Here is a 26693-nt window from a genome sequence, read left to right as displayed (position 1 = left end):
TTAAAAGGAGTATTCCTTTTTTTGTTTAATATACTAATGAAAGGTGATGTAGAAAGGTGGAAACCGATGTTTGAAAAATTGTATGATGAGCATGAAAGTGTGAAGGTACGATTTTTGGGGTTTATGACACATGATACTCGTTATGATTTTGGTGTTATTTATACAAATATGTTTTTTGGAAAGCCACTTATTGTTTGCATGCAAACAGGAAGGTCTACTTTACTTGGACGAGATGATGTAGAGAATGTTCAACATTTGCAGGAAGTGTTCAAATTAGGTTCAGAAGAGGAAGCAGCTGAGTTAGCTCAGTTCTTCTCATTTCTAGTTCCATCTACATCTTTGCATGCGGAATACGAAGAATAAATAATGTAAAACAGTCGTACGTATAAATATGGCTGTTTTTTTGTTTGAATATCGCATACTAATTTAAAATTAAAATATTTAATGTGTTATACTAAAAACCTATTGACGCAAAAAGTATAACATATTAAAATAAAGACAGAAAGTTAAGCGGTTACAAAAAAGTTTTTGGGATTATAAACTTAGGGGGAAATGAAAAATGGGAACAATCGTATGTCAAGATTGTGAAGGTACAATTGCACACTTCGAGGATGAGAAAGTAACGGTACTTTACGGGAAATGTGGATCTTGCGGATGTAATCACATAGAGCATACAAAAGCCCAATAATTGATAGGAAATGGACAGCTGAAAGTTTTTAGGACCATAAACTTAGGGGGAAATGAAAAATGGGAACAATCGTATGCCAAGTATGTGAAGGAACAATCGGACATTTTGAAGATGAAAAAACGACAGTGCTTTACGGAAAATGCGGAACAAATTGTGACTGTGCTAGTAGGGATAATGCGAAAGCTTAATGATAAATAAATAGATTACTATTAAAACTCAGGGGGAAATGAAAAATGGGAACAATCGTATGCCAAGTATGTGAAGGAACAATCGGACATTTTGAAGATGAAAAATCAACAGTACTATACGGGAAATGTGGATCTCATTGCGACTGTGACCATAAAGAACATTCAAAAGCTTAAATAAAAAAAGCGCCTACATATGTAGGTGCTTTTTTTAATAAACTGTAGTTGTGTTGCCAACTGTTGCAACAATTGCATCATCTCTAATCGGAATAAATCCTATGGATGTCTGTGGTGTGCTAGGAGAAGCGTGGTAGCTCATAAGACGGCTATCGATACGGGTAATAGTATCGGTTAAGAAAGCGGAAATAAAAGCGTAAGGGACTCGTCGTTCATTTAACGCGTATATAATTTCTTCTTTTGTTTTTACACCTACGCCATGCCCATAAAAAAAGAAATTTCCTAGATAGATTGTATTTTCTCCTTGCCACTCGATTGTAGCTGGGTTCACTTGTGGATTTTTAAAGTAAACGAGATCACCTGGGACAAGATCGCCACCCGTCTTTGTTATGAGCTTTAAATCTTGATCGTAGTCCCACGTATAAAGTAAAAGGTTTGCAAAGAGACGGTTGAAGGTTTCTTCGTCATACAATGATAGTAAAGCTTTGTAAAAAATAATAATCATTGCGGTGGCACATTCAGTTCCATATAGTTTTCCGTTTTTGAAAATATCTTGTATGGCAATGGAAGGGGGTATGTTTGGAAGGAGCTCGAATCCTCCAAGGGACGTTCTTTTCCAATACTGAGGGTTGCAAAAAGATTGTTGAAATGTGCGAAACTGAAATCCACTTTGAAAAAGTTCTAATGCAGAAGTAATAATATTAACGCGCAAGTTTAAATCAAAGCTGAGTTCATCAGATGTTCGGAAGGAATAGATTTCTTGATTTCCTGCCATGATAGATAAAATTTGTTGTTTCTCATTTGCAAATGGCTCATATTCATTTGTGATATAAGGATGTACAATAGAACGGCCTATTACAATCATAATAGTATCCCCACCTATACGTTACATTACATAATATCGTATGATAAAAGGCCAAAAGGGTGAAAGAAAAGCCTATCAACTGATAGGCTTGTACTCTTTAATCACGCGTAATGTTTGTAATGTCATATCTTCAGGACCTTGTACAGGTAAACCTGCTTCTAAGTTTTTACGAATATACTCTAAGTTATCTTGTGTAATAATTTCCCCCGGAGTAAAGATTGGAATCCCTGGCGGATAAACCATAACGAAATCAGCTATAATACGACCTGCTGCATTTTCAAATGGGATGACTTCTGTTTCCGAATAAAAAGCATCTCGAGGAGAAAGTGCTAAAACAGGTATTTCTGGAATTTCTACTTGCACTTGAACACCTTTATCAGCTTTATTTTTAAATGTTGCTGATAAATCTTGTAATGCTGCAATAAGTGTATTTGTCTCACTTTCTGTATCCCCAAAAGTGACAAGACATAGTATGTTGTATAAATCTGAGAGCTCTACTTCAATGTTATATTGCTCTCTAAGCCATACTTCAGCCTGATGGCCTGTAATACCTAAATCTTTTACAGATACAATTATCTTTGTAGGATCATAGTTAAAAGTAGCATCCGTACCTAGCATTTCTTTCCCTGGACAGTAAAGATGTTCGATATCATTTATAGCATCACGAACTTGTTCCGCTAATTGTATTGTTTGTTCTATGAGTACCGTTCCTTCTGTAGCAAGACGTTTTCTAGCGACATCTAGGGAGGCTAACAAGATGTAAGACGTTGATGTAGTCGTAAGCATGCTAATAATAGATTGAACATGTTTTACGTTCACAAGGCCTTCTTTTACATTAAGAATAGAACTTTGCGTTAAAGACCCACCTAATTTGTGAACACTTGTTGCTGCCATATCTGCACCGGCTTGCATCGCTGACATCGGCAGTTCATCGTGAAAATGAATATGAACACCATGAGCCTCATCAACGAGTACAGGGATATCGTAAGAATGTGCTAATTGTACAATCTGTTCTAAGTCCGCAGCAAAGCCAAAGTATGTTGGGTTAATAACAAGTAGGCCTTTCGCATCTGAGTGCTCTTCAAGTGCCTTTTTGACAGATTGAATTGTGATTCCATGTGAAATACCAAGTTTTGGATCAATTTCAGGATGCATGAAAATAGGTTTTGCACCTGAGAAAATAATAGCTGACATTACTGATTTATGCACGTTTCGTGGTACTAGTATTTTGTCACCAGGACCGCAAACGCTCATCACCATTGTCATAATTGCGCCACTTGTACCTTGAATAGAAAAGAAAGTATGATCCGCACCAAATGCAGCGGCTGCTAAATCCTGTGCTTCTTTAATCATACCTTTTGGATGATGTAAATCATCGAGCGGCGCAATATTAATTAAATCAATTGCTAATGCATTATGCCCAATAAATTCGCGAAATTCAGGATCCATGCCCTGTCCTTTTTTATGCCCTGGAATATGGAATTGAATTGGATTTCGCTTACTGTGCTCAACTAAAGCGGTAAACAATGGTGTTTCGTATTGGGACAATCTATACACCCCTTCTTTTTTTAATATTTATTAGAGTTTGTTTTATATAATCTTGTTCTAAAAAAGTTACGTTCTTTTTTAGAATGAGACTTGTTTTTCTGCCATTCACAAAAGCTTTTTTGAGATGGGAGCTTCACTTTATTTTCTATAAAACAAAAGCATTATATCACCAATAATTATAGATGTATAGCAAAAAATATTTTTACGGTGAGTATGTTAAATAGTAGCTGCCTACTAACTTCTAGTGGAAGGCAATTCCATTAAAATGAATAAATAGTGTATAATGCAAAGTGGCTATAATGAAGTAGAAAAAAATCACTTTAAGATAGCGTATTGAAATAAGAAGAAAAGATAAATGAGGTGCGAAATGGAATATCAATATCCGTTAGATTATGATTGGTCAAATGAGGAAATGGTTACAATTGTGAAGTTTTATGAAGCGATTGAGAAAGCATATGAAAAAGGAATTATAAGAGAAGAATTAATGGGGTTATATCGTCGTTTTAAAGAGATTGTTCCATCGAAAGCAGAAGAAAAGAAAATTGATAAAGAGTTTCAAGAAGTAAGTGGATATTCTATATACCGTGCGATTCAGAAGGCTAAAGAAATTGAAGAAGAAAAGCTTGTGAAAATGTAAAAAATATTTTGAAAAATAAAAACTGAAGTGATATAATGTGATAACAACTAAAAACGGACAATATAAATTGTCCGTTTTCTACTATCGATTACAAAGTGCATATAAAGGAAGGAGTGATTGCATCGTAGATTCAATCTTAGCAAGGAATTGTTCGTTGGTCATTGCTGAAAACTCCTCTGGTAATATATGAATACCAACTAATAATTCTGCTTTTTTTACAGTAGCTAGACGTTCAATCATCTTTTGTAAATCATTTGTTTCAAGTGTTTTATGTAATTTTACACTTGGTTTAGTATGGTCAATGGACCAAACGAAGTCATTTGGAATATTTGTTTTTAAATCATTTATATGTTCTAAGAAGGCGTGAGCCGTCTCCACTTTTTGTGGACACTCATAGATTAAACCAAAGTATATGAAGGCATGAGTACCCCATAATCCAATTTGGAAATGTGGTAGCATTTTATATCCGCGTTTATTTGTTGAAAAAGCAACCCAAGTATCGTTTGGTGGATTGACTTTGCGACGTGCGTGTTTTGCTACATGATAAAAAAAGTTCTCATCAGTTTGTTTGGATAAATAAGCTGCAAACTGTTCCCCTAAAGCTTCTAGCTTAGGATGAATGTTCGTTTTAATTGCACTCATTCGTTCTTCGAGACCATCAACTGTAAAGACCTCAAAATCAGTTGATTTGAATGTTTGTAGTGTCATGATTGTTCCTCCAACTCCTATTTTGCTTTTATTTTAGCATAGCTTGTACTATTCATAAAAAAAACAGCACAAAAAAATTTAAATAAAAAAATATAATTTTGTTGCATAGATGATTTATTCAACATAGTATAGTATAAAACAAAAAAATCAGAAAATTTAATTAATTCTAGTCCGAGGGCAGACGAATATTGGGAGGAGGCAAATAATATGAGACAGGTGATTAATGCGTTAAAGAGAACAGATGCTGAAAAGAGAATACCGGTGCTACGTTTGGAGCTAGATTATGAATTAGCAACTTTATATGATGCGATGATGGAAGATGATAAACAGAAAAAAGAAGAGTGTGTACAAAAGTTAGAAGTGTTAAGACTTGAAATGATTCGTTTAGAAGCGTAATAATAGTATATGTATAAAAAATTAGTTGGTGCGAACCTTATAAAGGGTTCGTTTTTTCTGTGAACAGTATAGATCGGAGTGTTTAAACATGCAAGAAGTATGGAAAGACATCGATGCACACGCCAAACAGTGGATTCGGGATGCGGGAGAGCATTTAATGGCATCAATGAAAAAAGCACTTATTATAGAAACAAAATCAAATGCAGCTGATTTAGTAACAAATATGGACCGAGAAATAGAACAGTTTTTAATTGGGAAAATTAAAGAAACATTCCCACATCATCATATTTTAGGTGAAGAGGGCTATGGAGACGAGGTAACTTCTTCTGACGGGGTTGTTTGGTTAATTGATCCAATTGACGGCACGATGAACTTTGTTCACCAAAAAAGAAATTTTGCAATTTCAATTGGAATTTATGAGAACGGTATCGGAAAGATTGGACTTATTTATGATCCAGTTCATGATGAATTATATCATGCGTTAAAAGGGGCTGGAGCATTTTGTAATGAAGTACCGATACCTTTATTAGAAAAAGGTACTGTAGAGCAAGGTATTGTAGCTTTAAATGCGATATGGCTTACCGACAATCCATTGCTTAATATGGAAAGTATGATGGCACTTGTTAAGAAAGCAAGAGGCACGAGATCATATGGCTGTGCAGCATTAGAGATGGTATACGTTGCAACTGGAAGAATCGATGCATATGTAACGCCTAGATTATCACCATGGGACTTTGGTGGGGGACAGATAATTGTAGAGGAAGTTGGAGGCAAGGTAACAACATTCTCCGGAGTGCCACTTTCTATCGTAGAGAAGAGTAGCGTATTAGTTGCGAAGCCAGGGGTGTATGAAGAAGTGTTATCGTTTATCCCGATTGGTGAGGGCTGATAATCAGTGGGGGGATGAAGAAAAACCCCACTGATTAAAGTTTCACTTTATATCCAAGTAACAAAAAAAGTAAGAGGCTGTATACAGGCTTCTTACTTTTTGACGTTATTGCGATTTACGCATTTTTCTTTTTGTTACAAAACCGTATCCAACTGTAACAAATGTGCCGATAATGCAAATAATAATACCGATTGGACTATTTTCAGCAATCATAATGCCGATACCAATTAAGAAAATAACACCGATAATTGCAGTTAACAAAAAGCGATATTGAATGTGTTCCATTTCTTCACCCTCCAATCTCATTTTACTTTCACAAAAGTAAGAATACAACTATATTTTCATTCTTGATTTTATTTTAATTGCTATTGTATCCCCTTCGCTCTTATAATAGAGAAGGATTAAAAAGACATTAGGAGTTGGACATGTTGAAAAAACGACAAGATTTACGTAATATAGCAATTATTGCCCACGTTGACCATGGTAAAACAACACTTGTTGACCAGTTATTACGTCAAGCGGGGACTTTCCGTGCGAACGAACACGTTGAAGAGCGCGCAATGGATTCAAATGATCTAGAAAGAGAGCGCGGTATTACAATTTTAGCGAAAAATACTGCGATTCACTATGAAGATAAAAGAATTAACATTTTAGATACACCAGGTCACGCTGACTTCGGTGGAGAAGTAGAACGTATTATGAAAATGGTTGATGGTGTTTTACTTGTTGTTGATGCATATGAAGGTTGTATGCCACAAACACGATTTGTTTTAAAGAAAGCTCTTGAGCAAAACTTAACTCCAATCGTAGTAGTAAATAAAATTGACCGTGACTTCGCTCGCCCTGATGAAGTAGTTGATGAAGTAATCGACTTATTCATCGAACTTGGTGCAAACGAAGATCAATTAGAGTTCCCAGTTGTATTTGCATCAGCAATGAACGGAACAGCAAGCTTAGATTCAAACCCAGCAAATCAAGAAGAGAATATGAAATCATTATTTGATACAATTATTGAACATATTCCTGCACCAATTGATAACAGCGAAGAGCCACTTCAATTCCAAGTAGCACTTCTTGATTACAACGACTATGTTGGACGTATTGGAGTTGGACGCGTATTCCGCGGTACAATGAAGGTTGGACAACAAGTTGCTTTAATGAAAGTAGACGGAAGCGTAAAACAATTCCGCGTAACAAAATTATTTGGTTACATGGGATTAAAACGTCAAGAAATTGAAGAAGCAAAAGCTGGAGACTTAGTAGCTGTTTCTGGTATGGAAGACATTAACGTTGGTGAAACAGTATGTCCAGTTGAACATCAAGATGCGTTACCATTATTACGTATTGATGAGCCAACACTACAAATGACGTTCCTTGTAAATAACAGTCCATTTGCAGGTCGTGAAGGTAAATACATTACATCTCGTAAAATTGAAGAGCGTCTTCGTTCACAATTAGAAACAGATGTAAGTTTACGTGTAGATAATACAGAGTCTCCTGATGCATGGATCGTATCTGGACGTGGGGAACTACATTTATCTATCTTAATTGAAAACATGCGTCGTGAAGGTTATGAACTACAAGTATCTAAGCCAGAAGTAATTATTAAAGAAGTTGATGGCGTAAGATGTGAGCCTGTAGAGCGTGTACAAATCGATGTACCTGAAGAATACACTGGTTCTATTATGGAATCTATGGGTGCACGTAAAGGTGAAATGTTAGATATGGTGAATAACGGAAACGGTCAAGTTCGCCTTACTTTCATGGTTCCAGCACGTGGTTTAATTGGTTACACAACAGAATTCTTAACATTAACTCGTGGTTACGGTATTTTAAACCATACATTCGATTGCTACCAACCAGTACACGCTGGACAAGTTGGTGGACGTCGTCAAGGTGTTCTAGTTTCACTTGAAACAGGAAAAGCATCACAATACGGTATTATGCAAGTTGAAGATCGTGGTGTAATCTTCGTTGAACCAGGTACAGAAGTATATGCTGGTATGATTGTCGGAGAACACACTCGTGAGAATGACTTAACAGTTAACGTTGTGAAAATGAAACAACAAACTAACATTCGTTCTGCGACGAAAGATCAAACTTCAACAATGAAAAAACCACGCTTAATGACTTTAGAAGAATCATTAGAGTACTTAAACGATGACGAGTTCTGTGAAGTAACTCCAGAATCAATTCGTTTACGTAAAAAGATTCTTGATAAGAGCGAACGTGAAAGAGCTGCTAAGAAAAAGAAATCTGTAGAAGCGTAAAATAGTAAAACAGCTACCTTTAATTAAGGTAGCTGTTTTTTTTATGTTTATTTTTTAGAATATTTACTCTTTTTGTGGACAGTATTTTTTTCACAGGTTACTCTTGTATTAAGTACATAAAGAAAAATGGTTTGATTTATGAGGAAGGGGGATAAATGGTGTTAGAAAGAATGTCGTTTTTTGCGAAGTTATGTAAAGTTGATGAAAATCCAGAGCTAGGGATGTGGTTACTGTATGGCGTCATTATTATATTAAGTGCACTTGTGTATAATTTAGGTTTTGCAAGAAAACTATCTATAATAAAAAATATAGTGATATATATATCGTTAGCGATTGGGTGTACAGTGTTAACTTTCTTTGCAGTTTTCTTACCTGTTGGAGAGGGGCTTGTTGTAGCAGCAATTGTACTTGGGATTTATAGGTTGCGATTACGTCAAGCAAGACAACAAAAAGCAGGATGAGGGGGGAGTTTTATGCGTTCCGTACAAGATGCGTTATATAATTGGTTAACAATTAAAACAGTTGCCGAAGCACGTCCGGATGATAGTGCTGCAAAAGAAACGTATTTGTTATTTCAAAATATGATATATGAAGAACATAAATTGAGAAATGTGGAAGTTAAGAAGAACGAGGAAATGTATTTAGTTACATATGAAATAAATGGAGAAAGAAAATCTGCAAGGTTTCCATTAGAAGCTATTGATTGTTTTTTGGATCAAATGAATCGCGAACCTGAAAAATATAAATAAGTCCTTTATCAATATTGATAAAGGACTTATTTATATTTTACCAATCGTCTTCGACTTTTTTATCACGATATAATCGGAAATTACCACTTGCATGACGTTCCATCGTACGTTCAGCAATTCGTTCCGAACATTCCATGCACATATATGTATGAATAGGGCGATTACGCAGTTTTTTTGCCATAGGATTTTCATCATCTAACATATCTTTTTTATCACAAATCATACATTTGACTCTCATTTCGTCACCTCAATACGAATTCTATCAGTATAAGTATATCATGGAAGTGTAATGTTTTTGAATAATAGTGGGAAAAAATAATATTTTCGCAATTCAAAAAATAGGTTATGATAAGGATATATGAAGTATATTTGGAGGTGGAAATATGGCGAATGTAGTAGAGCCCACATTAACAGATGATTTAGTACAAACGTTACGTAAAGAGTGTATTGTTATGGTAGCAACAACAGATTTTGAAAAACAAGTTCCTAACGTAAGTGCTATTTCTTGGGTGTATGCAGTGAGTAAAACTAGTATTCGATTTGCAGTAGATCAACGTTCACGTATTGTGGAAAATATAAGACATAGTACTGGAGTGGTATTGACTATAATGGCGAATGAATCCGTATTTTCCATAAGTGGTGTAGGTGAAATTTTGACTGATAGAATGGAAGACATTCCTCTAAAATTAACTGTAATAGAAGTAAATGTACAAGAAGTACGTGATGTTATGTTTTATGGTGCAAAACTTGCAATTGAGCCAACATATGAAAAAACGTATGATCTTCGTGCAGCTAAAAAGCTCGATAACCAAGTGTTAGCAGGAATGAAAGAATTATAAATGTGATAAATAAGAAAGTCAGTTATTAACTTTTGTAATTACTTATTGTGATTTTATGTTAATAATTATAATTAAAAGTAATATATTGAATAGAAATGAATAAAAAATAAATAAAAAGTTTAATGGCTATAAATTTCGATTCTACCTCGTTTATACGGTACATATAATTATAACAATGGTTCGTCCATATTTTATGGATGAAACCCTTGTTCTACAAATTTAAAAGTGGAGTCAGGGGGTAACAGGTTGGATAAAATTTATGTGTTAGATACGAATGTACTTTTGCAGGATCCTTTATCTATTTTTTCATTTGAAACCAATGAAGTAGTGATTCCAGCAGTTGTATTAGAAGAGGTTGATTCGAAAAAACGTTATATGGATGAAGTAGGACGAAACGCTCGTTATGTATCTAAGTTAATAGACAAATTTCGTGAAATAGGAAAACTGCATGAAAGTATTCCGCTAGAAAACGGCGGTACATTTCGTATTGAATTAAATCATCGTTCGTTTGTCCAACTACAAGATATTTTTGTAGAAAAAACAAATGATAATCGAATTTTAGCTGTAGCAAAAAATCTATCTTTAGAAGAACAAGAAAAAGAGGACGGGAAGTCTGTTATTTTAGTAAGTAAAGACGTGCTCGTAAGGGTAAAAGCAGATGCAATAGGTTTAAAGGCGGAAGATTATTTAAGTGATCGGGTTATTGAAGTGGAAAATATATATTCAGGATTTTTAGAAGGATATATATCAAAAGAACAATTGGATTATTTTTATGAAAAAGGCGAATTGCCTTTATCCGAAATTGCAAATCATCCTTTTTATCCAAATCAGTTTGTAGTAATGAAAGATGCGTTAGGTGGATCTAGTTCAGCACTAGGTATTGTGGATCATTTAGGTAAGAAGGTAAAGAAACTTATTTTTCCCAATGAACAAGTATGGGGAATACGACCACGAAATGTGCAGCAAATTATGGGATTAGAATTGTTGCTTCGTGAAGATATTCCACTAGTTACGCTAACAGGGAAAGCTGGTACAGGAAAGACATTACTAGCTTTAGCTTCGGGGCTCATGCAAACGGAAGATTTAGGGTTATATAAAAAACTACTCGTTGCACGGCCAATTGTTCCAGTTGGGAAAGATATCGGTTATTTACCGGGAGAAAAAGAAGAAAAGTTAAGACCGTGGATGCAACCGATTTTTGATAATCTAGAGTATTTATTTAATACGAAAAAACCAGGAGAGTTAGATGCTATTTTAGCTGGAATGGGTTCGATAGAAGTAGAAGCTCTTACGTATATACGCGGGAGAAGTATTCCAGATCAATTCATTATAATTGACGAAGCACAAAATTTAACGAAGCATGAAGTGAAAACGATACTAACGAGGGTAGGAGAAAAAAGTAAAATCGTATTAATGGGAGATCCTCAGCAAATTGATCATCCGTATTTGGATGAATATAATAACGGTTTAACATACGTTGTAGAGAAGTTTAAAGAGCAACGTATTAGTGGTCATGTAAAGTTTGTTAAAGGGGAGCGATCTAATTTAGCTCAACTAGCCGCAGATTTACTATAAAAAGGAGTGAGCAAAAGCTCACTCCTTTTCTTTAAATAATTGTAAATTTGCGGATGTTACGGATTGGATTTTGTCTATTAGATCCATCATTGTAATATAAATGAACAGGTCCATCTTCTTTTAATGGTTTTCCTTCTTTTGAAAAACCAAGAATAGCATGTTTGACAGTTTCTAATGGAAGCGTTATTGTATCATCTACTGTTTCGATCTCGACTTGCGTAGCGTCATCTGAAATTTCGGCATTAGCAAGAAAAGGTTGAAATGGTATACCAAACGTTCCAGTAATTAGCTGTTCTTTTTTAAATTTCTTTACACTTTGTTGTATCGGCGGGAAAGCAGCACCATCACGGATTTCGCGATCCCAATGTTCCGAAGTGTTTTTTAAATAAGCTTCTAGTTCTGAAGTGTTTTCTCTCGTTTCATCAAAGTAAGTTGTCAAATCTACTTTTCGATCATCAAAGATCCAAACGGTTGGATCGATAGTGATTGGAAAACGAACTTTTCCATTAATAAATAAAATTTCGCTCATTGTTGTTCCCCCATTTGTGTTATACTCCCACTTTTCAGTATAATAGTATTAGACACTATTGTCACAAAAAATGTTTCTATTGCAATTTATTAAAACTATCGCTAATATTAATAGATAGGAGAGAGTAGGACGGAAACGGAGGGAATCAATTTGGCGTCTGAGACAGTATCAAATCATCAGGAAAAGGCACTAGCCCTTCTACAAGCGGATGCGGAGAAGATTTTAAGACTTATTAAGGTGCAAATGGACCATCTTACAATGCCGCAATGTCCATTATATGAAGAAGTGTTAGACACACAAATGTTTGGACTATCCCGCGAAGTCGATTTTGCAGTTCGCCTTGGTCTTATTGCAGAAGAACAAGGGAAAGCAATGTTAGGAGAGCTTGAACGTGAGTTATCTGCACTTCATGAAGCATTTACAAACAAACAACAATAACGGGTTCAAATAAGGGGGCTCAAACTGAAAAAGTTTGGGCTTTTTATTTGTATAATAAAGCAGGAAGAACCAATGTACATATGGAATACAACAATAATTAAATTGAAACAGAGAGAGGAAATGAAATGAAAAGAGTATGGAAATCAATGGATTATTCATTATTACTTCCTCTTGTTATCTTATGTGTGCTGGGAGTTATAATGGTATATAGTTCTAGTTCCATTGTTGCGATTTCGAGGTTTGATAAACCAGCAAATTTCTTTTTTAAAAGACAATTAATTACTTTAGCTGCTGGGACAATAGTATTAATAATTCTTGTTATTATCCCATATAAAGTGTGGAGAAAACGAATCTTTTTATTGGGGAGTTATGGAATTAGTGTAGCATTATTAGCAGCAGCTGCCTTCTTTGCTAAAGCGGTAAATGGTGCAAATGGATGGATATTTGGAATACAGCCTGCGGAATTTGTTAAGATAACAGTTATTCTCGTATTGGCCCATTTCTTTGCGAAAAGGCAAGAAACGAATACGTCTGTTTTTAAAGGATCAGGACCAGTACTTTTAGGTGTTGGTTTAATCATGTTTTTAATTTTAAAGCAAAATGACTTAGGTACCGATATGTTAATTGCGGGAACAGTAGGAATTATGTTTCTTTGTTCAGGAGTTAATGTGAATTTATGGATAAAGAGATTCTTGTTAACATCTATAGTATGGGCTCCGGCGTTGTATTTTCTTGGGAGTTATAAATTAAGTCAGTACCAAAAAGCACGGTTTTCTGTTTTTCTTGATCCATTTAGCGATCCGCAAAAGGATGGATTTCAATTAATAAATTCGTTTATTGGAATTGCTTCGGGAGGGCTAAATGGTAGAGGATTAGGAAATAGTGTACAAAAGTATGGTTACTTACCAGAACCACAAACGGATTTTATAATGGCAATTATATCTGAAGAACTTGGTTTTATAGGTGTGGCTATTATTTTAATCTGTTTATTACTTATAATTATTCGGGCCTTTAGAGTTGCACAAAAGTGTAAAGATCCATTTGGAAGTTTAATAGCTATCGGAATTGCAAGTTTGTTTGGAGTCCAAACATTTGTTAATGTTGGTGGTATGTCTGGATTAATACCACTTACAGGAGTTCCTTTACCGTTTGTTAGTTATGGCGGGAGTTCCTTATTAGCTAATCTATTGGCGATGGGGATATTACTCAATATTGCTAGTCATGTAAAACGACAAGAGAAACAACAGAACGAGACAGTTAAAGAAAGAGAACAAGGTGGACCACATCTTGTAGTTGTAAAATAAAACACATTGTGCTTTAGAGCATGATGTGTTTTTTATTTTTAAGTAGTTTTAAATATGATGTATTAATTTATCTTTAAGATAAATTGTATATCACATTAATGAAAAAGTGATATACAATTGAGTTGTTAGAAAAGGAAGAGGTATGCTATACTATTTTTGTGAGACAAATTGCTCAGAAAACTTATCATTTGTTAAAAAATAAGGTATGATGGATAAAAATAAAGTGAAGCTTTCTAAGTATAATATAATGTAGAAAGTGAAGAACTTCACGCTCTTTATGGTGTGTATATATTTTATCTCTAGAGTGGTAGGAAAGTAGAGGGGGAAAATCATGACAAAGCTGCAACGTATTCAAAAAGTATTGGTAGCTAACCGTGGAGAGATTGCAATTCGTGTGTTTCGAGCTTGTTCGGAACTGGGATTAAAAACAGTTGCAATCTATTCTAAAGAGGATAGTGGTTCTTATCATCGTTATAAAGCCGATGAATCCTATTTAGTTGGGGAAGGAAAAAAGCCAATTGATGCTTATCTAGATATTGAGGGCATTATTGAGATTGCGAAAAGTAATCATGTAGATGCAATCCACCCTGGATATGGTTTCTTGTCAGAAAATATTCAATTCGCAAAACGTTGTGAAGAAGAAGGGATTATCTTTATCGGTCCAAAAAGTAAGCATTTAGATATGTTTGGAGATAAAGTAAAAGCAAGAACACAAGCGCAGCTAGCACAAATTCCAGTTATTCCTGGTAGTGATGGGCCAGTAGATTCATTAGAAGAAGTCGAAAAATTTGCTGAAAAGTATGATTACCCGATTATTATTAAAGCTTCCCTTGGCGGGGGCGGTCGTGGTATGCGTATTGTACGTACTAGTGAAGAATTAAGAGAATCGTATAATCGAGCAAAGTCAGAAGCAAAAGCAGCCTTTGGTAATGATGAAGTATACGTAGAAAAATTCGTTGAAAAACCTAAACATATAGAAGTTCAAATTTTAGCAGATGAAGAGGGCAATGTTGTTCATTTATACGAGCGAGACTGTTCTGTACAACGTCGTCATCAAAAAGTAGTAGAAATTGCACCTAGTGTGTCGCTTTCAGATGATTTGCGTCAGCGTATTTGTGATGCTGCTGTGAAATTAACGAAAAATGTAAATTATTTAAACGCAGGAACAGTTGAATTTCTTGTAAAAGATGATAATTTCTATTTCATTGAAGTGAATCCGCGTGTTCAAGTAGAACATACAATTACAGAAATGATTACAGGAGTCGATATCGTTCAATCACAAATTTTAATAGCTGATGGACATGCATTACATAGTAAAATGGTGGGTGTTCCAAAGCAAGAGGAAGTTGTTGTACATGGATTTGCAATACAATCTCGAGTAACGACTGAGGATCCACTAAATAATTTCATGCCGGATACAGGGAAAATTATGGCATATCGATCAGGTGGTGGCTTTGGAGTTCGTCTTGATACAGGTAATAGTTTCCAAGGTGCTGTTATTACACCGTACTATGATTCTTTACTTGTAAAAGTTACAACATGGGCGCTTACTTTTGAACAAGCTGCTGCAAAAATGGAACGTAACTTAAAAGAATTCCGTATCCGTGGTATTAAAACGAATATTCCATTCCTAGAGAATGTAGTAAAACATAAAAACTTCTTATCAGGGGAATATGACACTTCATTTATTGATGCGTCACCTGAACTATTCTTGTTCTCGAAACGTAAAGACCGAGGAACGAAAATGTTAAATTACATCGGGACAGTAACAGTAAATGGCTTCCCAGGAGTAGGGAAAAAAGAGAAACCAATTTTCCCAGATGCTCGTATACCGAATGTATTACACTCAGAGCCAATCAAAAATGGAACGAAACAAATTTTGGATGAGCGTGGAGCAGACGGATTAGTAAAATGGGTACAAGATCAAAAACGTGTACTTTTAACGGATACAACATTCCGTGATGCGCATCAGTCATTACTTGCAACGCGTATTCGCACAAAAGATTTACACCAAATTGCAGAGCCGACAGCGAGAATGTTACCGAACTTATTCTCAGCAGAAATGTGGGGCGGTGCAACGTTTGATGTTGCATATCGTTTCTTAAAAGAAGATCCGTGGGAACGATTACTAGATCTTCGTGAAAAAATGCCAAATGTTTTATTCCAAATGTTACTTCGTTCTTCAAATGCGGTTGGTTACAAAAACTATCCGGATAATTTAATTCAAAAGTTTGTGGAGTGTTCTGCCCAAGCTGGAATTGATGTGTTCCGTATTTTTGATAGCTTAAACTGGGTAGAAGGTATGAGAGTTGCGATTGATGCTGTACGAGATACTGGTAAAATTGCAGAAGCAACGATGTGTTACACAGGGGATATTCATGATCCACTGCGTAGTAAATATGATTTAAATTACTATAAAAATTTAGCAAAAGAATTAGAAGCATCAGGAGCTCACATTTTAGGTATTAAAGATATGGCGGGCTTACTAAAACCAAATGCAGCATATGATTTAGTCTCAGCATTAAAAGAGACGGTATCGATTCCGATTCACCTGCACACACACGATACGAGTGGAAATGGTATATTAACGTATACGAAGGCAATTGAAGCAGGTGTTGACATTGTCGATGTAGCAGTAAGTTCTATGGCTGGTCAAACGTCACAACCAAGTGCGAACACGCTATACTATGCGTTAGGTGGAAACGAAAGACAGCCAGATGTTAATATAGATTCATTAGAAAAATTATCTCATTACTGGGAAGATGTACGTAAATACTACGCACCGTTTGAAAGTGGTATGAATGCTCCTCATACAGAGGTATATATGCACGAAATGCCAGGCGGACAGTATAGTAATTTACAACAACAAGCGAAAGCGGTTGGCTTAGGCGATCGTTTCGATGAAGTGAAAGTAATGTACCGCCGTGTGAATGACATGTTTGGTGATATTGTTAAAGTAACACCATCATCTAAAGTTGTTGGTGATATGGCATTATTCATGGTTCAAAATCACTTAACAGAACAAGATGTTTTAGAGCGTGGACATTCTATGGACTTCCCAGGATCTGTTGTTGAAATGTTCTCTGGAGATTTAGGACAACCATATGGTGGTTTCCCGAAAAAGTTACAAGAAATTATTTTAAAAGGGAAAGAACCATTAACAGTAAGACCAGGTGAATTATTAGAACCAGTAGATTTCGACGCGTTAAAAGAAGAGCTATTCCATAAACTTGGACGCGAAGTGACGATGTTTGATGTAGTTGCATATGCATTATATCCAAAAGTATTTATGGATTACGAAAAAGTTGCTGAGATTTATGGAAATGTATCTGTGCTTGATACACCAACATTCTTCTATGGTATGAGACTTGGTGAAGAAATCGATGTGGAAATTGAACAAGGTAAAACATTGATGGTTAAACTAGTATCAATTGGAGAGCCTCAGCCAGATGGAAATCGTGTGCTTTACTTGGAGTTTAACGGTCAACCACGTGAGATTGTTGTGAAAGACGAAAGTGTGAAAGCGACAGTTGCACAACGTGTGAAAGGAAACCGTGAAAATCCAAACCACATTAGCGCAACAATGCCAGGAACGGTTATTAAAGTAGTTGTAAAAGAAGGCGATGAAGTGAAAAAAGGCGAATCTATGGCAATTACAGAAGCGATGAAAATGGAAACGACAGTTCAAGCGCCGTTTAATGGTAAAGTGAAAAAAGTATATGTTAACGATGGAGATGCAATTCAAACGGGTGACTTACTCATTGAATTAGATCACTAAAATAAAAAAGAGTTGTGGAAACACAGCTCTTTTTTATTACGAAAAAATACCTTGCCAATTCGGGCAAGGTATTTTCATTTATTTTGTTTGTTTAGAAATTGATGCAGCTTCTTTTGCATTCACTTTACTTCTTGTACCTAACATAACTAAATAGCATAGTACAGCAAACAAGCAAGAAATGAATAGGGAATGTAATAATGCCATTGATAAACTAGCATTTGTAAATACGACTAAAATTCCTACGATAGCTTGAAGTGTAACAAGGATAAATGAGATGATCCATCCCCAGTATACGACAGGCTGCTGTTTGTAATGGCGGATAGCGAGAATCATCGCGTATAGTATCCAAGCGAAAATTAACATCGCTGCAACTCTATGTCCCATTTGAACCCATTCATGTAATTGAGTTGGCATAGGTCTATTTTTGCTACATAAAGGAAAGTCTGGACAGGCTAAGCTAGCTCGTTCGTGACGGACTAAAGCCCCTGTGTAGACGACAATATAACTGTAAATTGTTACACCATAAATATGAAATTTCATTTTTTTGTCCATAATAAGTGAACGTGCATCAAATTTTTGGTCAATTTCAAAGATAAGACACGTTAATAAAATGACAGAAGCAAATGAAATTAAGGAAATACCGAAATGGATAGCAAGTACAGCTGGCATTTGCCCCCAAACAACCGCTGCGGCTCCCATTAATGCTTGTGCAACTAAAAATACGAAGGATAAAATTGCTAACGTTTTTGTTTCGCGCACATGTTTATAATATTTCCAGGACAAAATACAAAGGAGAGTAACAAGAATTCCTGCTGATCCTGATGTAAGGCGATGACTTAGTTCAATAATAGTTTCCATTGATAAATTAGATGGAACAAATTCACCGTTACAAAGTGGCCATGATTTACCGCATCCTTGGCCAGAGCCTGTTTTTGTAACTAAGGCGCCTCCTAATAAAACTATTAATAAATCAAGACTCGTAATGACTGCTAACCATTTAATAAAGCGTTGCAATCTCTTTCACCATCTTTCTGCTATGAAGTTATTGCGAAATATTTTCATTCCATTATGTATAGAATAAAACGCGCTAGTTCCTATGATATATAAAAAATAATAAAATAGCAAAGAAATGGAGGGGGAAGACAGGGAAGAGAAAACGGGTGTGGAAATAAGGTTTATAAGGAAATTTTTAGGTGAAAAATAGGCTATTTTGAAAAGAAATGGGGAGAATACGTGTTAAATATGACAAAAAAGTTTATTATAGAAGGTAACATCATGTTATGATATGGATAAGTAACAATTAAGTTTTTTTATGTTCGACACAAAAAGTTCATGTTTTCTTCACAAAATGTTCGGGAAATATGATTTAATATATTGGAGTATGGGCGTAGATTAGTAGTAGAATGGGTTAACAATGTTTCTACTGTAATAATATTGCTATATAGAAGCGAAATATTTCAATTTGAAATAGGCGCAAAAAGAAAGATGAAAGTTTTAAGAGGGGGTTAAAGTGATGAACCATGCAACAAGTGAGCTGCATGATGAGTCTGCTGTTACAAGCGTACCGGAAACAACTCGGTTACAAGATTTAAAAGCGCTCGTTAAAATGGGGATTGTAAATTCAAATACACTTACTGTATTTACAGGATTTTGGTTGGCATTACACTTTAATGGATTAAGTGTAATGGACAATCTGGATAAGTTATTCTTTACAATCGTTGGTTCTGGTTTAGTTATGGCAGGGGTATGTTGTTTAAACAACTACATTGATCGAGACATCGATCCATTAATGGAAAGAACAAAGACCCGTCCAACGGTTACTGGAAAGTATAAACCAGGATTTGCACTTACATTTGGACTAGTTATATTACTTCTTGGTTTTGTATTTTTATTATTAACAACACCAATGGCAGTCTTAATGGGATTTATTGGTGCTTTCACATATGTTGTTCTATATAGTTTATGGACAAAGAGAAAGTATACACTAAATACTGTTGTAGGTAGTATATCTGGTGCAGTTCCACCTTTAATTGGATGGGCAGCAATCGATCCATCTTTAGGCCATCCAATTGCTTGGATGTTATTTTTAATTATGTTTATTTGGCAAATCCCACATTTCCTTGCATTAGCAATGAAACGTGTTGATGAATATCGAAACGCAGGAATTCCAATGCTTCCTGTAGTTCATGGATTTGAAATTACGAAACGCCAAATTATGATTTGGACAGTATGTTTATTACCACTACCATTTTATATGAGTGGACTAGGGATAACATTTATGGTAATTGCAACACTGCTTAACATCGGATGGATCGTTTTAGGTTTTTATGGCTTCCGTAAGAAAGATGACATCAAATGGTCTGTGCAAATGTTTGTTTATTCCCTAAATTATTTAACAATCTTATTTGTATCAATGATTGTAGTTACATTCTTCTAAGACAACGACATAATTGGATTTCTTTACGTTGAGATTTACTTTACTTAACTATAAAGTACAATCTAATTCACAAGGAAAGTGGGGGTTGTTTGTATGAAGAAACAGTGGCGACTGCTTTCGTTCGTTTCACTGCTGGCTTTACTGTTAGGGGGATGCGGTAAAGCCTTTCAATCTACTTTAATTCCGCAAGGAGAAGTAGCAAAAATGCAATATGATCTGCTCTTACTAGCAAGTGCGATCATGGTAGGAGTAGTACTAGTAGTTACTATTATTTTCTTATATGTAATTGTGCGTTTCCGACAAAAGAAAGGTCAGGAAGATTATATTCCGGAGCAAGTTGAAGGGAATCACAAACTAGAAATTATATGGACAGTTATTCCGATTATTCTTTTGCTAATCTTAGCTGTTCCGACGGTTACATATACATTCAAACTTGCTGATGTAAGTGCGATGGAGAAAAAGAATATTGATAAAGATACTATCGTTGTTGATGTAACAGCGAATCTTTATTGGTGGGAATTTTCTTATAAATCAGAAAAGATAGTAACTTCTCAAGATTTAGTCATCCCCACAGGTAAGAAAGTGTATTTGAATTTGAAGGGTGCCGATATTAAACATTCGTTTTGGGTTCCATCTTTAGCTGGGAAAATGGATACAAATACAGATAATGTGAACAAAATGTGGTTAAAGGCAGATAAATCGGGCACTTATAATGGTTTTTGTACAGAATTTTGCGGCCCATCACATTCTTTAATGCAATTCAAAGTGAAAGCTTTAGATGAAAGCGAGTACAAAAAGTGGCTTGCTGATATGAAGAAAATTGATGGGAAGAAAGAAGTAGCTTCAACAAAGGCGCAAGAAGGCCAAGAAATATTTAATAAAAGCTGTATTGGTTGTCACGCAGTTGGATCTAATGATAGTAGACCACCTTCCGCTCGTATCGCACCAAACTTAGCAAACTTTGCGGATCGCGATACAGTTGCCGGCATTGCTGAAAACAATGAAGAAAACTTAAAAAAATGGCTGAAAGATCCTGAAAATATGAAACCAGGAAATAAAATGACTGGTAAATATGGCAACTTAACAGACGATCAAATTGATGCATTAAATGCATACTTACAAACGTTAAAAGTTGAAAAGTAAAGAGGGATTATTCGCGAAGGGGAGGTTGAAAACGTGAGTTCTGTAGCAAAAAAACAGGGGATGGGTGCTGTCATATGGGATTATTTAACGACAGTAGACCATAAAAAGATTGCCATTCTCTATTTAATTGCAGGTGGATTGTTTTTTATAATAGGCGGAATAGAAGCTCTATTTATTCGCCTTCAATTAGCGATTCCTAACAACGCTTTTCTTGTTGGGGATGCTTATAATCAAGTATTAACTATGCACGGTACAACAATGATTTTCCTCGCAGCTATGCCACTCGTGTTTGCATTTATGAACGCCGCTGTACCACTTCAAATTGGTGCACGTGATGTAGCGTTCCCGTTTTTGAATTCACTCGGATTTTGGTTATTTTTCTTTGGTGGAGTATTTTTAAATTTAAGTTGGTTTTTAGGTGGAGCGCCTGATGCAGGATGGACATCTTATGCATCTTTAGCTTTAGCCTCTAAAGGCCATGGTGTTGATTTTTATGTGCTTGGCTTGCAAATCTCCGGTATAGGTACATTAATTGGAGGTATTAACTTCCTTGTAACCATTATTAATATGCGTGCGCCAGGGATGACGTATATGCGTATGCCGATGTTTACGTGGACGACATTTGTAACATCTTCATTAATATTATTTGCTTTTCCGCCGTTAACTGTAGGATTAGGACTTTTAATGTTAGACCGCTTATTTGGAACAAGTTTCTTTAATCCAGCACTGGGCGGGAATACAATTATATGGGAGCACTTATTCTGGATTTTCGGTCATCCAGAAGTATACATTCTTATACTCCCAGCTTTCGGAATATTCTCAGAAATCTTTGCGACGTTTTCGAAAAAACGATTATTTGGTTATTCATCGATGGTGTTTGCGACAGTATTAATTGGATTTTTAGGGTTTATGGTATGGGCGCATCATATGTTTACTGTTGGGCTTGGTCCAGTTGCAAATGCTATTTTCTCAGTTGCAACAATGGCGATTGCGGTTCCGACCGGTATTAAAATATTCAACTGGCTCTTTACAATGTGGGGCGGAAGTATTCGTTTTACGACACCGATGATGTGGGCAGTAGCCTTCATTCCATCATTCGTAATGGGAGGAGTTACAGGTGTTATGCTAGCATCTGCACCAGCTGATTATCAATTTCATGATAACTATTTCGTAGTAGCTCACTTTCATTATGTAATTGTCGGTGGTGTTGTATTTGGTTTACTTGCAGGAGCCCATTATTATTGGCCGCTGATGTTTAATAAAGTATTGAATGAAACGTTAGGAAAGATAACATTTTGGTTATTCTTTATCGGTTTCCATTTAACGTTCTTCATTCAGCATTTCCTTGGCTTAATTGGTATGCCACGTCGTTACTACACATATCTTGAAGGTCAAGGGTTGGAAATGGGCAATATGATTAGTTCTATTGGAGCAGTATTTATGGCTCTTGGAACGATTGTTCTTCTATTCAATGTAATTAAAACAACAGTATCAAAAGAAAAGGCTGGTCGTGATCCGTGGGATGGACGTACATTAGAATGGACAATGCCAGCACCTACACCAGAATATAACTTTAAACAATTACCATTTGTTCGCGGGTTAGATCCGTTTTGGATTGAAAAACGTGAAGGGAATAAAGAGATGACAGCGGCGGAACCAGTGGGTGATATTCATATGCCAAATCCATCATTTTCACCATTTATCATTTCTTTAGGATTGTTTATAGCGGCATTCGGTGCAATGTATATGCAGGGTGGAAAAGATAAGTTTTGGTTATTAGTAGCAATTATCGGTTTAATTATTACGTTTGGTACAATGTTCCTACGTTCAGTAATTGATGATCATGGATATCATATTCATAAAGAAGATTTAGAAGATAAGGGGGGCAAGGCGTAATGCATGTAGATGAAAAATTAACGAATGAAACATTTCCAGCAGAGCCTGAAAAAGCAACCCTTGAGGGGAAAAATAAGTTTGTCGGTTTTTGGTTATTTCTTGGAGGCGAAACAGTATTGTTCGCTTCCTTATTTGGCACATATTTAGCGTTAAAGAATTCTACAAATGGCGGACCAACATCTCAAGAGATGTTCCAAATGCCACTCGTTTTCATTATGACGATGCTTTTATTAACGAGTAGCTTAACGAGCGTATATGCGATGTATCATATGAAAAACTTTAATTTTAAGAAAATGCAACTTTGGCTACTAGTAACAGTGCTGCTAGGTTTAGGGTTTTTAGGATTTGAGATATATGAGTTTTATCATTATACGCATGAATTTAAGCATACTATGAGAAGTAGCGCATTTGGTTCCGCGTTTTATGCTCTTGTTGGTACACATGGACTCCACGTATTGTTTGGATTGTGTTGGATTTTAACATTAATCTTTAGGAATGCGAAGAGAGGTCTAAATTTATACAATGCACCGAAGTTTTATGTTGCATCGATTTATTGGCACTTTATTGACGTAGTTTGGGTGTTTATTTTCACTGTAGTATATTTAATGGGAATGGTGGGATAAACAATGGCGATAAAGCAAACGAATAATCCTAAAGTTGATCTTGTTTATCGGAAAAGAAAAAGTGCGGAGGAAATGAAGCATCAAGTTATTACATTTGCATTAATGATTTTTTTAACATTAGTTGCATTTGCAGCGGTAGCATATCCGAAAACTTTTAGTCCGACTTTTTCAGTACCATTTATTTTACTATTAGCGGTGGTACAAGTAATTTTTCAATTGTATTATTTTATGCATATGAGTCATAAAGGACATGAAGCGGCAAGTTTCTTTCTTTATTCTGGTCTGCTGATCGGATTAATTACAATTTTAGCTTTTATGACAATTGTGTGGATTTGAAAAGTGAAGAATAAGGGAGCTTGTGTTGACACAGCTCCCTCTTCATGTTATGTGAACGGATAACCTTAAGAAGGTAGGTGTGAAAATGAGTAACTTGTGGATATTTGGTTTTCAAGCGCTATGGAGTCCAATCTTTTTATTATTTATGCTTTCGATCCTCATTGGATATTTTTTAATTATTGGGCCATATAGAATGCGATTTGAACATGCGACGAAGGTAAGTAAGAAGCAAGTTTTTTATTTTACGACCGGAATTGTTCTTTTGTATTTTGTAAAGGGAGGTCCTATTGATTTAATTGGTCATATTATATTTAGTGCACATATGTTCGAAATGGCAGTCATGTATATTGCAGTTCCGCCGTTATTGTTACTTGGTATACCAGTTTGGTTATATCGTTATATTACTTCTTTTAAGTTCGTTCAAATTATATTAAAGGTATTTGCTAAGCCACTTATTGCATTGTTTGTATTTAATGGCCTGTTTTCTTTTTATCATTTACCAGTTGTTTTTGATGCAGTAAAACAAAGTCAAATTGCTCATCCTATCTGTCTCGCTATATTGTTCTTTACGGCAATCATGATGTGGTGGCCGATGCTAAATCCATTACCAGAATATCAAACGTTAAGTGATATAAAGAAACTTGGTTATATGTTTGCTAACGGTATATTATTAACGCCAGCTTGCGCGTTAATAATTTTTGCGACTGCACCGTTATTTGCAACGTATACGGATCCGGCTGCTTGGATGAAGGCGATGGAACTATGTGTACCAGCGGGAACTTTATCTGATTTAAATATAACTGGACCAGAATTTTTACACTGGATGCCGATCGTACAAGACCAACAAACAGGCGGCATCATTATGAAAATTGTCCAGGAAATAGTGTACGGTACGATTATTGGCTATGTATTCTTTAGATGGGCACGTAGAGAGCGTGAAAAGGATAAAGAGCAGTTACAACAATTGCCGCCGTATTTACAAACGAAGTAAAAAAGTGTATGGGTTTCCATACACTTTTTTAGTTTTACTAAACTTTAATAGATTGAATTTTCTAATTATTTATGTTAAGTTAGTGTAGGCATGTACTAAAAGTGGATATAAGATTTACTACTAGCTTTAATGCATAATAATTCCATGTGTAGTACAAGTTTTTTAGAGAGTTACAAATTTATATTGTTATCTTTAATAAAACAAGGACTATTTTAAGGGGGAATTTAAATGGGTAGTAGTGGAAGTATGGTAAAGCCAATTAGTGGTTTTTTAGCAGCATTAATACAATATCCAGTACCGGTAGTAGAGTCACGTGCAGACATTGATAAACAAATTAAACAGATCATAAAAACAATTCATTCAACTAAAGCAGGGTATCCTGGATTGGAATTGATAGTATTTCCAGAATATAGTACGCAAGGGCTTAATACAAAAAAATGGACTACAGAAGAGTTTTTATGTACGGTCCCTGGGCCAGAAACAGACTTGTTTGCTGAGGCATGTAAAGAGTCTGAAGTATATGGTGTTTTTTCTATAATGGAAAGAAATCCTGATGGTGGAGAACCGTATAATACAGCAATAATTATTGATCCACAAGGTGAAATGATTTTGAAGTATCGTAAGCTAAATCCTTGGGTGCCAGTTGAACCTTGGAAGGCTGGAGATTTAGGTTTACCTGTTTGTGATGGACCAGGAGGAAGTAAATTAGCTGTTTGTATTTGTCATGATGGTATGTTTCCTGAAGTAGCTCGTGAAGCAGCTTATAAAGGTGCAAATGTCTTGATTCGTATTTCTGGATATAGCACACAAGTTAGTGAACAATGGATGTTAACTAATCGTTCGAATGCATGGCAAAATTTAATGTATACATTGTCGGTGAACTTAGCCGGTTATGATGGTGTATTTTATTATTTTGGTGAAGGACAAGTATGTAATTTTGATGGGACTACTTTAGTGCAGGGACACCGAAATCCTTGGGAGATTGTTACTGCTGAAGTATATCCAGAGCTAGCAGATCAAGCTAGATTAGGATGGGGTCTCGAAAATAATATATATAATCTAGGTTCAAGGGGATATGTAGCGACTCCTGGTGGGGTGAAAGAAAACCCATATACGTTTGTAAAAGATTTAGCTGAAGGTAAATATAAGGTTCCTTGGGAAGATGAGATTAAAGTAAAGGATGGAACTATTTATGGGTATCCAGTCAAAAAGACGATTCATTCTTAAGTAAGATAAATAGAACAAGCGCATCATATTGATGCGCTTGTTCTATTTACTCAATGATTTGGAATTCTTTTAACTCTTTTTCGATATTTTGTAGGAGTTGTTCGCTTTTTTGAATGACATTCGTTGGGAAAGTTTCACCATCACCATATTCAACGCCGTGAGGATAATAATGTTTACCTAATAAGGGAGGGAGTAGCTTTATTTCAGCGTGTCTGCTGCCAATGTCACCTTCAACAGCTAAACCTTGTACACGTAAATAATAAACATCGTTTAATATTTCGAATTTATAATCGTATGTAACTCGTTCATAATCCCACTGTCCAGCAAGTACAAAATGGTTCTTTTCCATAATCTCTGTTAATAGTGTTAAATCAACGACTGCCCCATTAAATTTCGTATTTGTAAATTGCATAAAATACCTCCTTTTTTAATGTTACACCATTATTTTTATAATAGTATGAATAA

At 35.5% G+C, this 26693-nt stretch carries 30 protein-coding genes; 22 read left to right on the top strand and 8 right to left on the bottom strand.

Features of this window, described 5'->3' with window-relative positions; translation table 11 throughout:
- Window positions 1-66: 66 nt before the first annotated feature.
- From MR070_RS01185 to MR070_RS01170, 4 genes are all read left to right on the top strand, one after another.
- Window positions 67-363, top strand: a complete 297-nt coding sequence (locus tag MR070_RS01185) for a DUF3055 domain-containing protein (protein ID WP_011040622.1) — start codon at window positions 67-69, stop codon at window positions 361-363.
- A 196-nt stretch (window positions 364-559) separates the two neighbouring features.
- A complete protein-coding gene (locus tag MR070_RS01180; protein WP_000536781.1) occupies window positions 560-688 on the top strand; it encodes a GapA-binding peptide SR1P in 129 nt (42 codons plus the stop codon).
- 59 nt (window positions 689-747) lie between these two features.
- Window positions 748-876, top strand: a complete 129-nt coding sequence (locus MR070_RS01175) for a GapA-binding peptide SR1P (RefSeq protein WP_000536805.1) — start codon at window positions 748-750, stop codon at window positions 874-876.
- Window positions 877-921: 45 nt separating this feature from the next.
- Entirely contained in the window at window positions 922-1050 is a 129-nt protein-coding gene (locus MR070_RS01170) for a GapA-binding peptide SR1P (protein ID WP_000536793.1), read from the top strand.
- 34 nt (window positions 1051-1084) lie between these two features.
- Here MR070_RS01170 and MR070_RS01165 read toward each other — a convergent pair whose 3' ends face one another.
- Together MR070_RS01165 and speA are read right to left on the bottom strand one after the other, a co-directional pair.
- Window positions 1085-1915 carry a protein-glutamine gamma-glutamyltransferase gene (locus MR070_RS01165; protein ID WP_000635349.1) on the bottom strand — a complete coding sequence of 277 codons (831 nt, stop codon included), beginning with the start codon at window positions 1913-1915 and terminating at the stop codon, window positions 1085-1087.
- A 75-nt stretch (window positions 1916-1990) separates the two neighbouring features.
- Window positions 1991-3463 (bottom strand): arginine decarboxylase, encoded by a 1473-nt coding sequence (speA, locus tag MR070_RS01160; protein WP_000084888.1) that lies wholly within the window; start codon window positions 3461-3463, stop codon window positions 1991-1993.
- A 367-nt stretch (window positions 3464-3830) separates the two neighbouring features.
- Here speA and MR070_RS01155 point away from each other — a divergent pair, with 367 nt between their 5' ends.
- On the top strand, window positions 3831-4100 hold the full coding sequence (locus MR070_RS01155; RefSeq protein WP_000456550.1) for a UPF0223 family protein: 270 nt from the start codon (window positions 3831-3833) through the stop codon (window positions 4098-4100).
- A gap of 81 nt (window positions 4101-4181) precedes the next feature.
- On the opposite strand, the gene MR070_RS01150 is transcribed toward MR070_RS01155, so the two are convergent.
- Window positions 4182-4808 carry a YktB family protein gene (locus MR070_RS01150; protein ID WP_044790725.1) on the bottom strand — a complete coding sequence of 209 codons (627 nt, stop codon included), beginning with the start codon at window positions 4806-4808 and terminating at the stop codon, window positions 4182-4184.
- Window positions 4809-5015: 207 nt separating this feature from the next.
- Here MR070_RS01150 and MR070_RS01145 point away from each other — a divergent pair, with 207 nt between their 5' ends.
- Both MR070_RS01145 and MR070_RS01140 read left to right on the top strand, forming a co-directional pair.
- Complete coding sequence (locus MR070_RS01145) at window positions 5016-5204, top strand: hypothetical protein (RefSeq protein ID WP_001250164.1); 189 nt, start codon at window positions 5016-5018, stop codon at window positions 5202-5204.
- 88 nt (window positions 5205-5292) lie between these two features.
- Window positions 5293-6093, top strand: a complete 801-nt coding sequence (locus tag MR070_RS01140; RefSeq protein ID WP_001158694.1) for an inositol monophosphatase family protein — start codon at window positions 5293-5295, stop codon at window positions 6091-6093.
- A gap of 105 nt (window positions 6094-6198) precedes the next feature.
- Here the strand turns inward: MR070_RS01140 and MR070_RS01135 are convergent, their stop codons facing one another.
- The gene (locus MR070_RS01135) at window positions 6199-6378 is read right to left on the bottom strand and encodes a DUF5325 family protein (protein ID WP_000400127.1); all 180 of its coding nucleotides are present in this window, start codon (window positions 6376-6378) and stop codon (window positions 6199-6201) included.
- 140 nt (window positions 6379-6518) lie between these two features.
- Between MR070_RS01135 and typA the strand changes: the two genes are divergently transcribed.
- The 3 genes from typA to MR070_RS01120 all read left to right on the top strand — a co-directional run bounded on the left by typA (window position 6519) and on the right by MR070_RS01120 (window position 9112).
- Complete coding sequence (gene typA, locus MR070_RS01130; RefSeq protein WP_000914763.1) at window positions 6519-8363, top strand: translational GTPase TypA; 1845 nt, start codon at window positions 6519-6521, stop codon at window positions 8361-8363.
- 158 nt (window positions 8364-8521) lie between these two features.
- A complete protein-coding gene (locus MR070_RS01125; protein ID WP_000893666.1) occupies window positions 8522-8824 on the top strand; it encodes a YlaH-like family protein in 303 nt (100 codons plus the stop codon).
- Window positions 8825-8836: 12 nt separating this feature from the next.
- The gene (locus tag MR070_RS01120; RefSeq protein ID WP_001258148.1) at window positions 8837-9112 is read left to right on the top strand and encodes a hypothetical protein; all 276 of its coding nucleotides are present in this window, start codon (window positions 8837-8839) and stop codon (window positions 9110-9112) included.
- A 37-nt stretch (window positions 9113-9149) separates the two neighbouring features.
- Here the strand turns inward: MR070_RS01120 and MR070_RS01115 are convergent, their stop codons facing one another.
- Complete coding sequence (locus MR070_RS01115; RefSeq protein WP_001995040.1) at window positions 9150-9350, bottom strand: YlaI family protein; 201 nt, start codon at window positions 9348-9350, stop codon at window positions 9150-9152.
- Between the two features lie 145 nt (window positions 9351-9495).
- Here MR070_RS01115 and MR070_RS01110 point away from each other — a divergent pair, with 145 nt between their 5' ends.
- Both MR070_RS01110 and MR070_RS01105 read left to right on the top strand, forming a co-directional pair.
- A complete protein-coding gene (locus MR070_RS01110) occupies window positions 9496-9951 on the top strand; it encodes a pyridoxamine 5'-phosphate oxidase family protein (RefSeq protein WP_000024590.1) in 456 nt (151 codons plus the stop codon).
- Window positions 9952-10197: 246 nt separating this feature from the next.
- On the top strand, window positions 10198-11526 hold the full coding sequence (locus tag MR070_RS01105) for a PhoH family protein (protein ID WP_000358084.1): 1329 nt from the start codon (window positions 10198-10200) through the stop codon (window positions 11524-11526).
- A gap of 31 nt (window positions 11527-11557) precedes the next feature.
- Here the strand turns inward: MR070_RS01105 and MR070_RS01100 are convergent, their stop codons facing one another.
- Window positions 11558-12055: a molybdopterin-binding protein gene (locus tag MR070_RS01100; protein WP_001289788.1), complete on the bottom strand. Its 498-nt coding sequence runs from the start codon at window positions 12053-12055 to the stop codon at window positions 11558-11560.
- Window positions 12056-12205: 150 nt separating this feature from the next.
- On the opposite strand from MR070_RS01100, the gene MR070_RS01095 reads away from it, so the two are divergent.
- From MR070_RS01095 to pyc, 3 genes are all read left to right on the top strand, one after another.
- Window positions 12206-12493, top strand: coding sequence for an Fpa/YlaN family protein (locus MR070_RS01095; RefSeq protein ID WP_000135695.1), 288 nt, complete (start codon window positions 12206-12208; stop codon window positions 12491-12493).
- 125 nt (window positions 12494-12618) lie between these two features.
- Entirely contained in the window at window positions 12619-13797 is a 1179-nt protein-coding gene (locus tag MR070_RS01090; protein WP_000832767.1) for an FtsW/RodA/SpoVE family cell cycle protein, read from the top strand.
- A 331-nt stretch (window positions 13798-14128) separates the two neighbouring features.
- Window positions 14129-17575, top strand: coding sequence for a pyruvate carboxylase (gene pyc / locus MR070_RS01085; RefSeq protein WP_138321194.1), 3447 nt, complete (start codon window positions 14129-14131; stop codon window positions 17573-17575).
- A gap of 78 nt (window positions 17576-17653) precedes the next feature.
- Here pyc and ctaA read toward each other — a convergent pair whose 3' ends face one another.
- A complete protein-coding gene (gene ctaA, locus MR070_RS01080) occupies window positions 17654-18589 on the bottom strand; it encodes a heme A synthase (RefSeq protein WP_001188736.1) in 936 nt (311 codons plus the stop codon).
- A 499-nt stretch (window positions 18590-19088) separates the two neighbouring features.
- Here ctaA and ctaB point away from each other — a divergent pair, with 499 nt between their 5' ends.
- From ctaB to MR070_RS01045, 7 genes are all read left to right on the top strand, one after another.
- Window positions 19089-20012, top strand: coding sequence for a protoheme IX farnesyltransferase (gene ctaB / locus MR070_RS01075; RefSeq protein ID WP_001015058.1), 924 nt, complete (start codon window positions 19089-19091; stop codon window positions 20010-20012).
- A 93-nt stretch (window positions 20013-20105) separates the two neighbouring features.
- The gene (gene coxB, locus MR070_RS01070; RefSeq protein WP_000745271.1) at window positions 20106-21155 is read left to right on the top strand and encodes a cytochrome c oxidase subunit II; all 1050 of its coding nucleotides are present in this window, start codon (window positions 20106-20108) and stop codon (window positions 21153-21155) included.
- A gap of 60 nt (window positions 21156-21215) precedes the next feature.
- Window positions 21216-23051: a cytochrome c oxidase subunit I gene (gene ctaD / locus MR070_RS01065; protein ID WP_011040617.1), complete on the top strand. Its 1836-nt coding sequence runs from the start codon at window positions 21216-21218 to the stop codon at window positions 23049-23051.
- Window positions 23051-23674 carry a cytochrome c oxidase subunit III gene (gene ctaE, locus MR070_RS01060; protein WP_000557861.1) on the top strand — a complete coding sequence of 208 codons (624 nt, stop codon included), beginning with the start codon at window positions 23051-23053 and terminating at the stop codon, window positions 23672-23674. The genes ctaD and ctaE overlap by 1 nt, the downstream gene beginning before the upstream one ends.
- Window positions 23675-23677: 3 nt before the next feature.
- Entirely contained in the window at window positions 23678-24010 is a 333-nt protein-coding gene (ctaF, locus tag MR070_RS01055; protein ID WP_000985699.1) for a cytochrome c oxidase subunit IVB, read from the top strand.
- Between the two features lie 85 nt (window positions 24011-24095).
- Window positions 24096-25001 carry a cytochrome c oxidase assembly factor CtaG gene (gene ctaG / locus MR070_RS01050; protein ID WP_242260396.1) on the top strand — a complete coding sequence of 302 codons (906 nt, stop codon included), beginning with the start codon at window positions 24096-24098 and terminating at the stop codon, window positions 24999-25001.
- A 228-nt stretch (window positions 25002-25229) separates the two neighbouring features.
- On the top strand, window positions 25230-26228 hold the full coding sequence (locus MR070_RS01045) for a formamidase (RefSeq protein WP_000535781.1): 999 nt from the start codon (window positions 25230-25232) through the stop codon (window positions 26226-26228).
- Between the two features lie 46 nt (window positions 26229-26274).
- Here the strand turns inward: MR070_RS01045 and MR070_RS01040 are convergent, their stop codons facing one another.
- Window positions 26275-26640 carry a YugN family protein gene (locus MR070_RS01040; RefSeq protein ID WP_001160940.1) on the bottom strand — a complete coding sequence of 122 codons (366 nt, stop codon included), beginning with the start codon at window positions 26638-26640 and terminating at the stop codon, window positions 26275-26277.
- Window positions 26641-26693 lie beyond the last annotated feature (53 nt).

Source organism: Bacillus cereus group sp. BfR-BA-01453, assembly GCF_022662915.1.
Lineage (GTDB): Bacteria > Bacillota > Bacilli > Bacillales > Bacillaceae_G > Bacillus_A > Bacillus_A paranthracis.
This window is presented reverse-complemented; position numbering and strand designations above follow the sequence as displayed.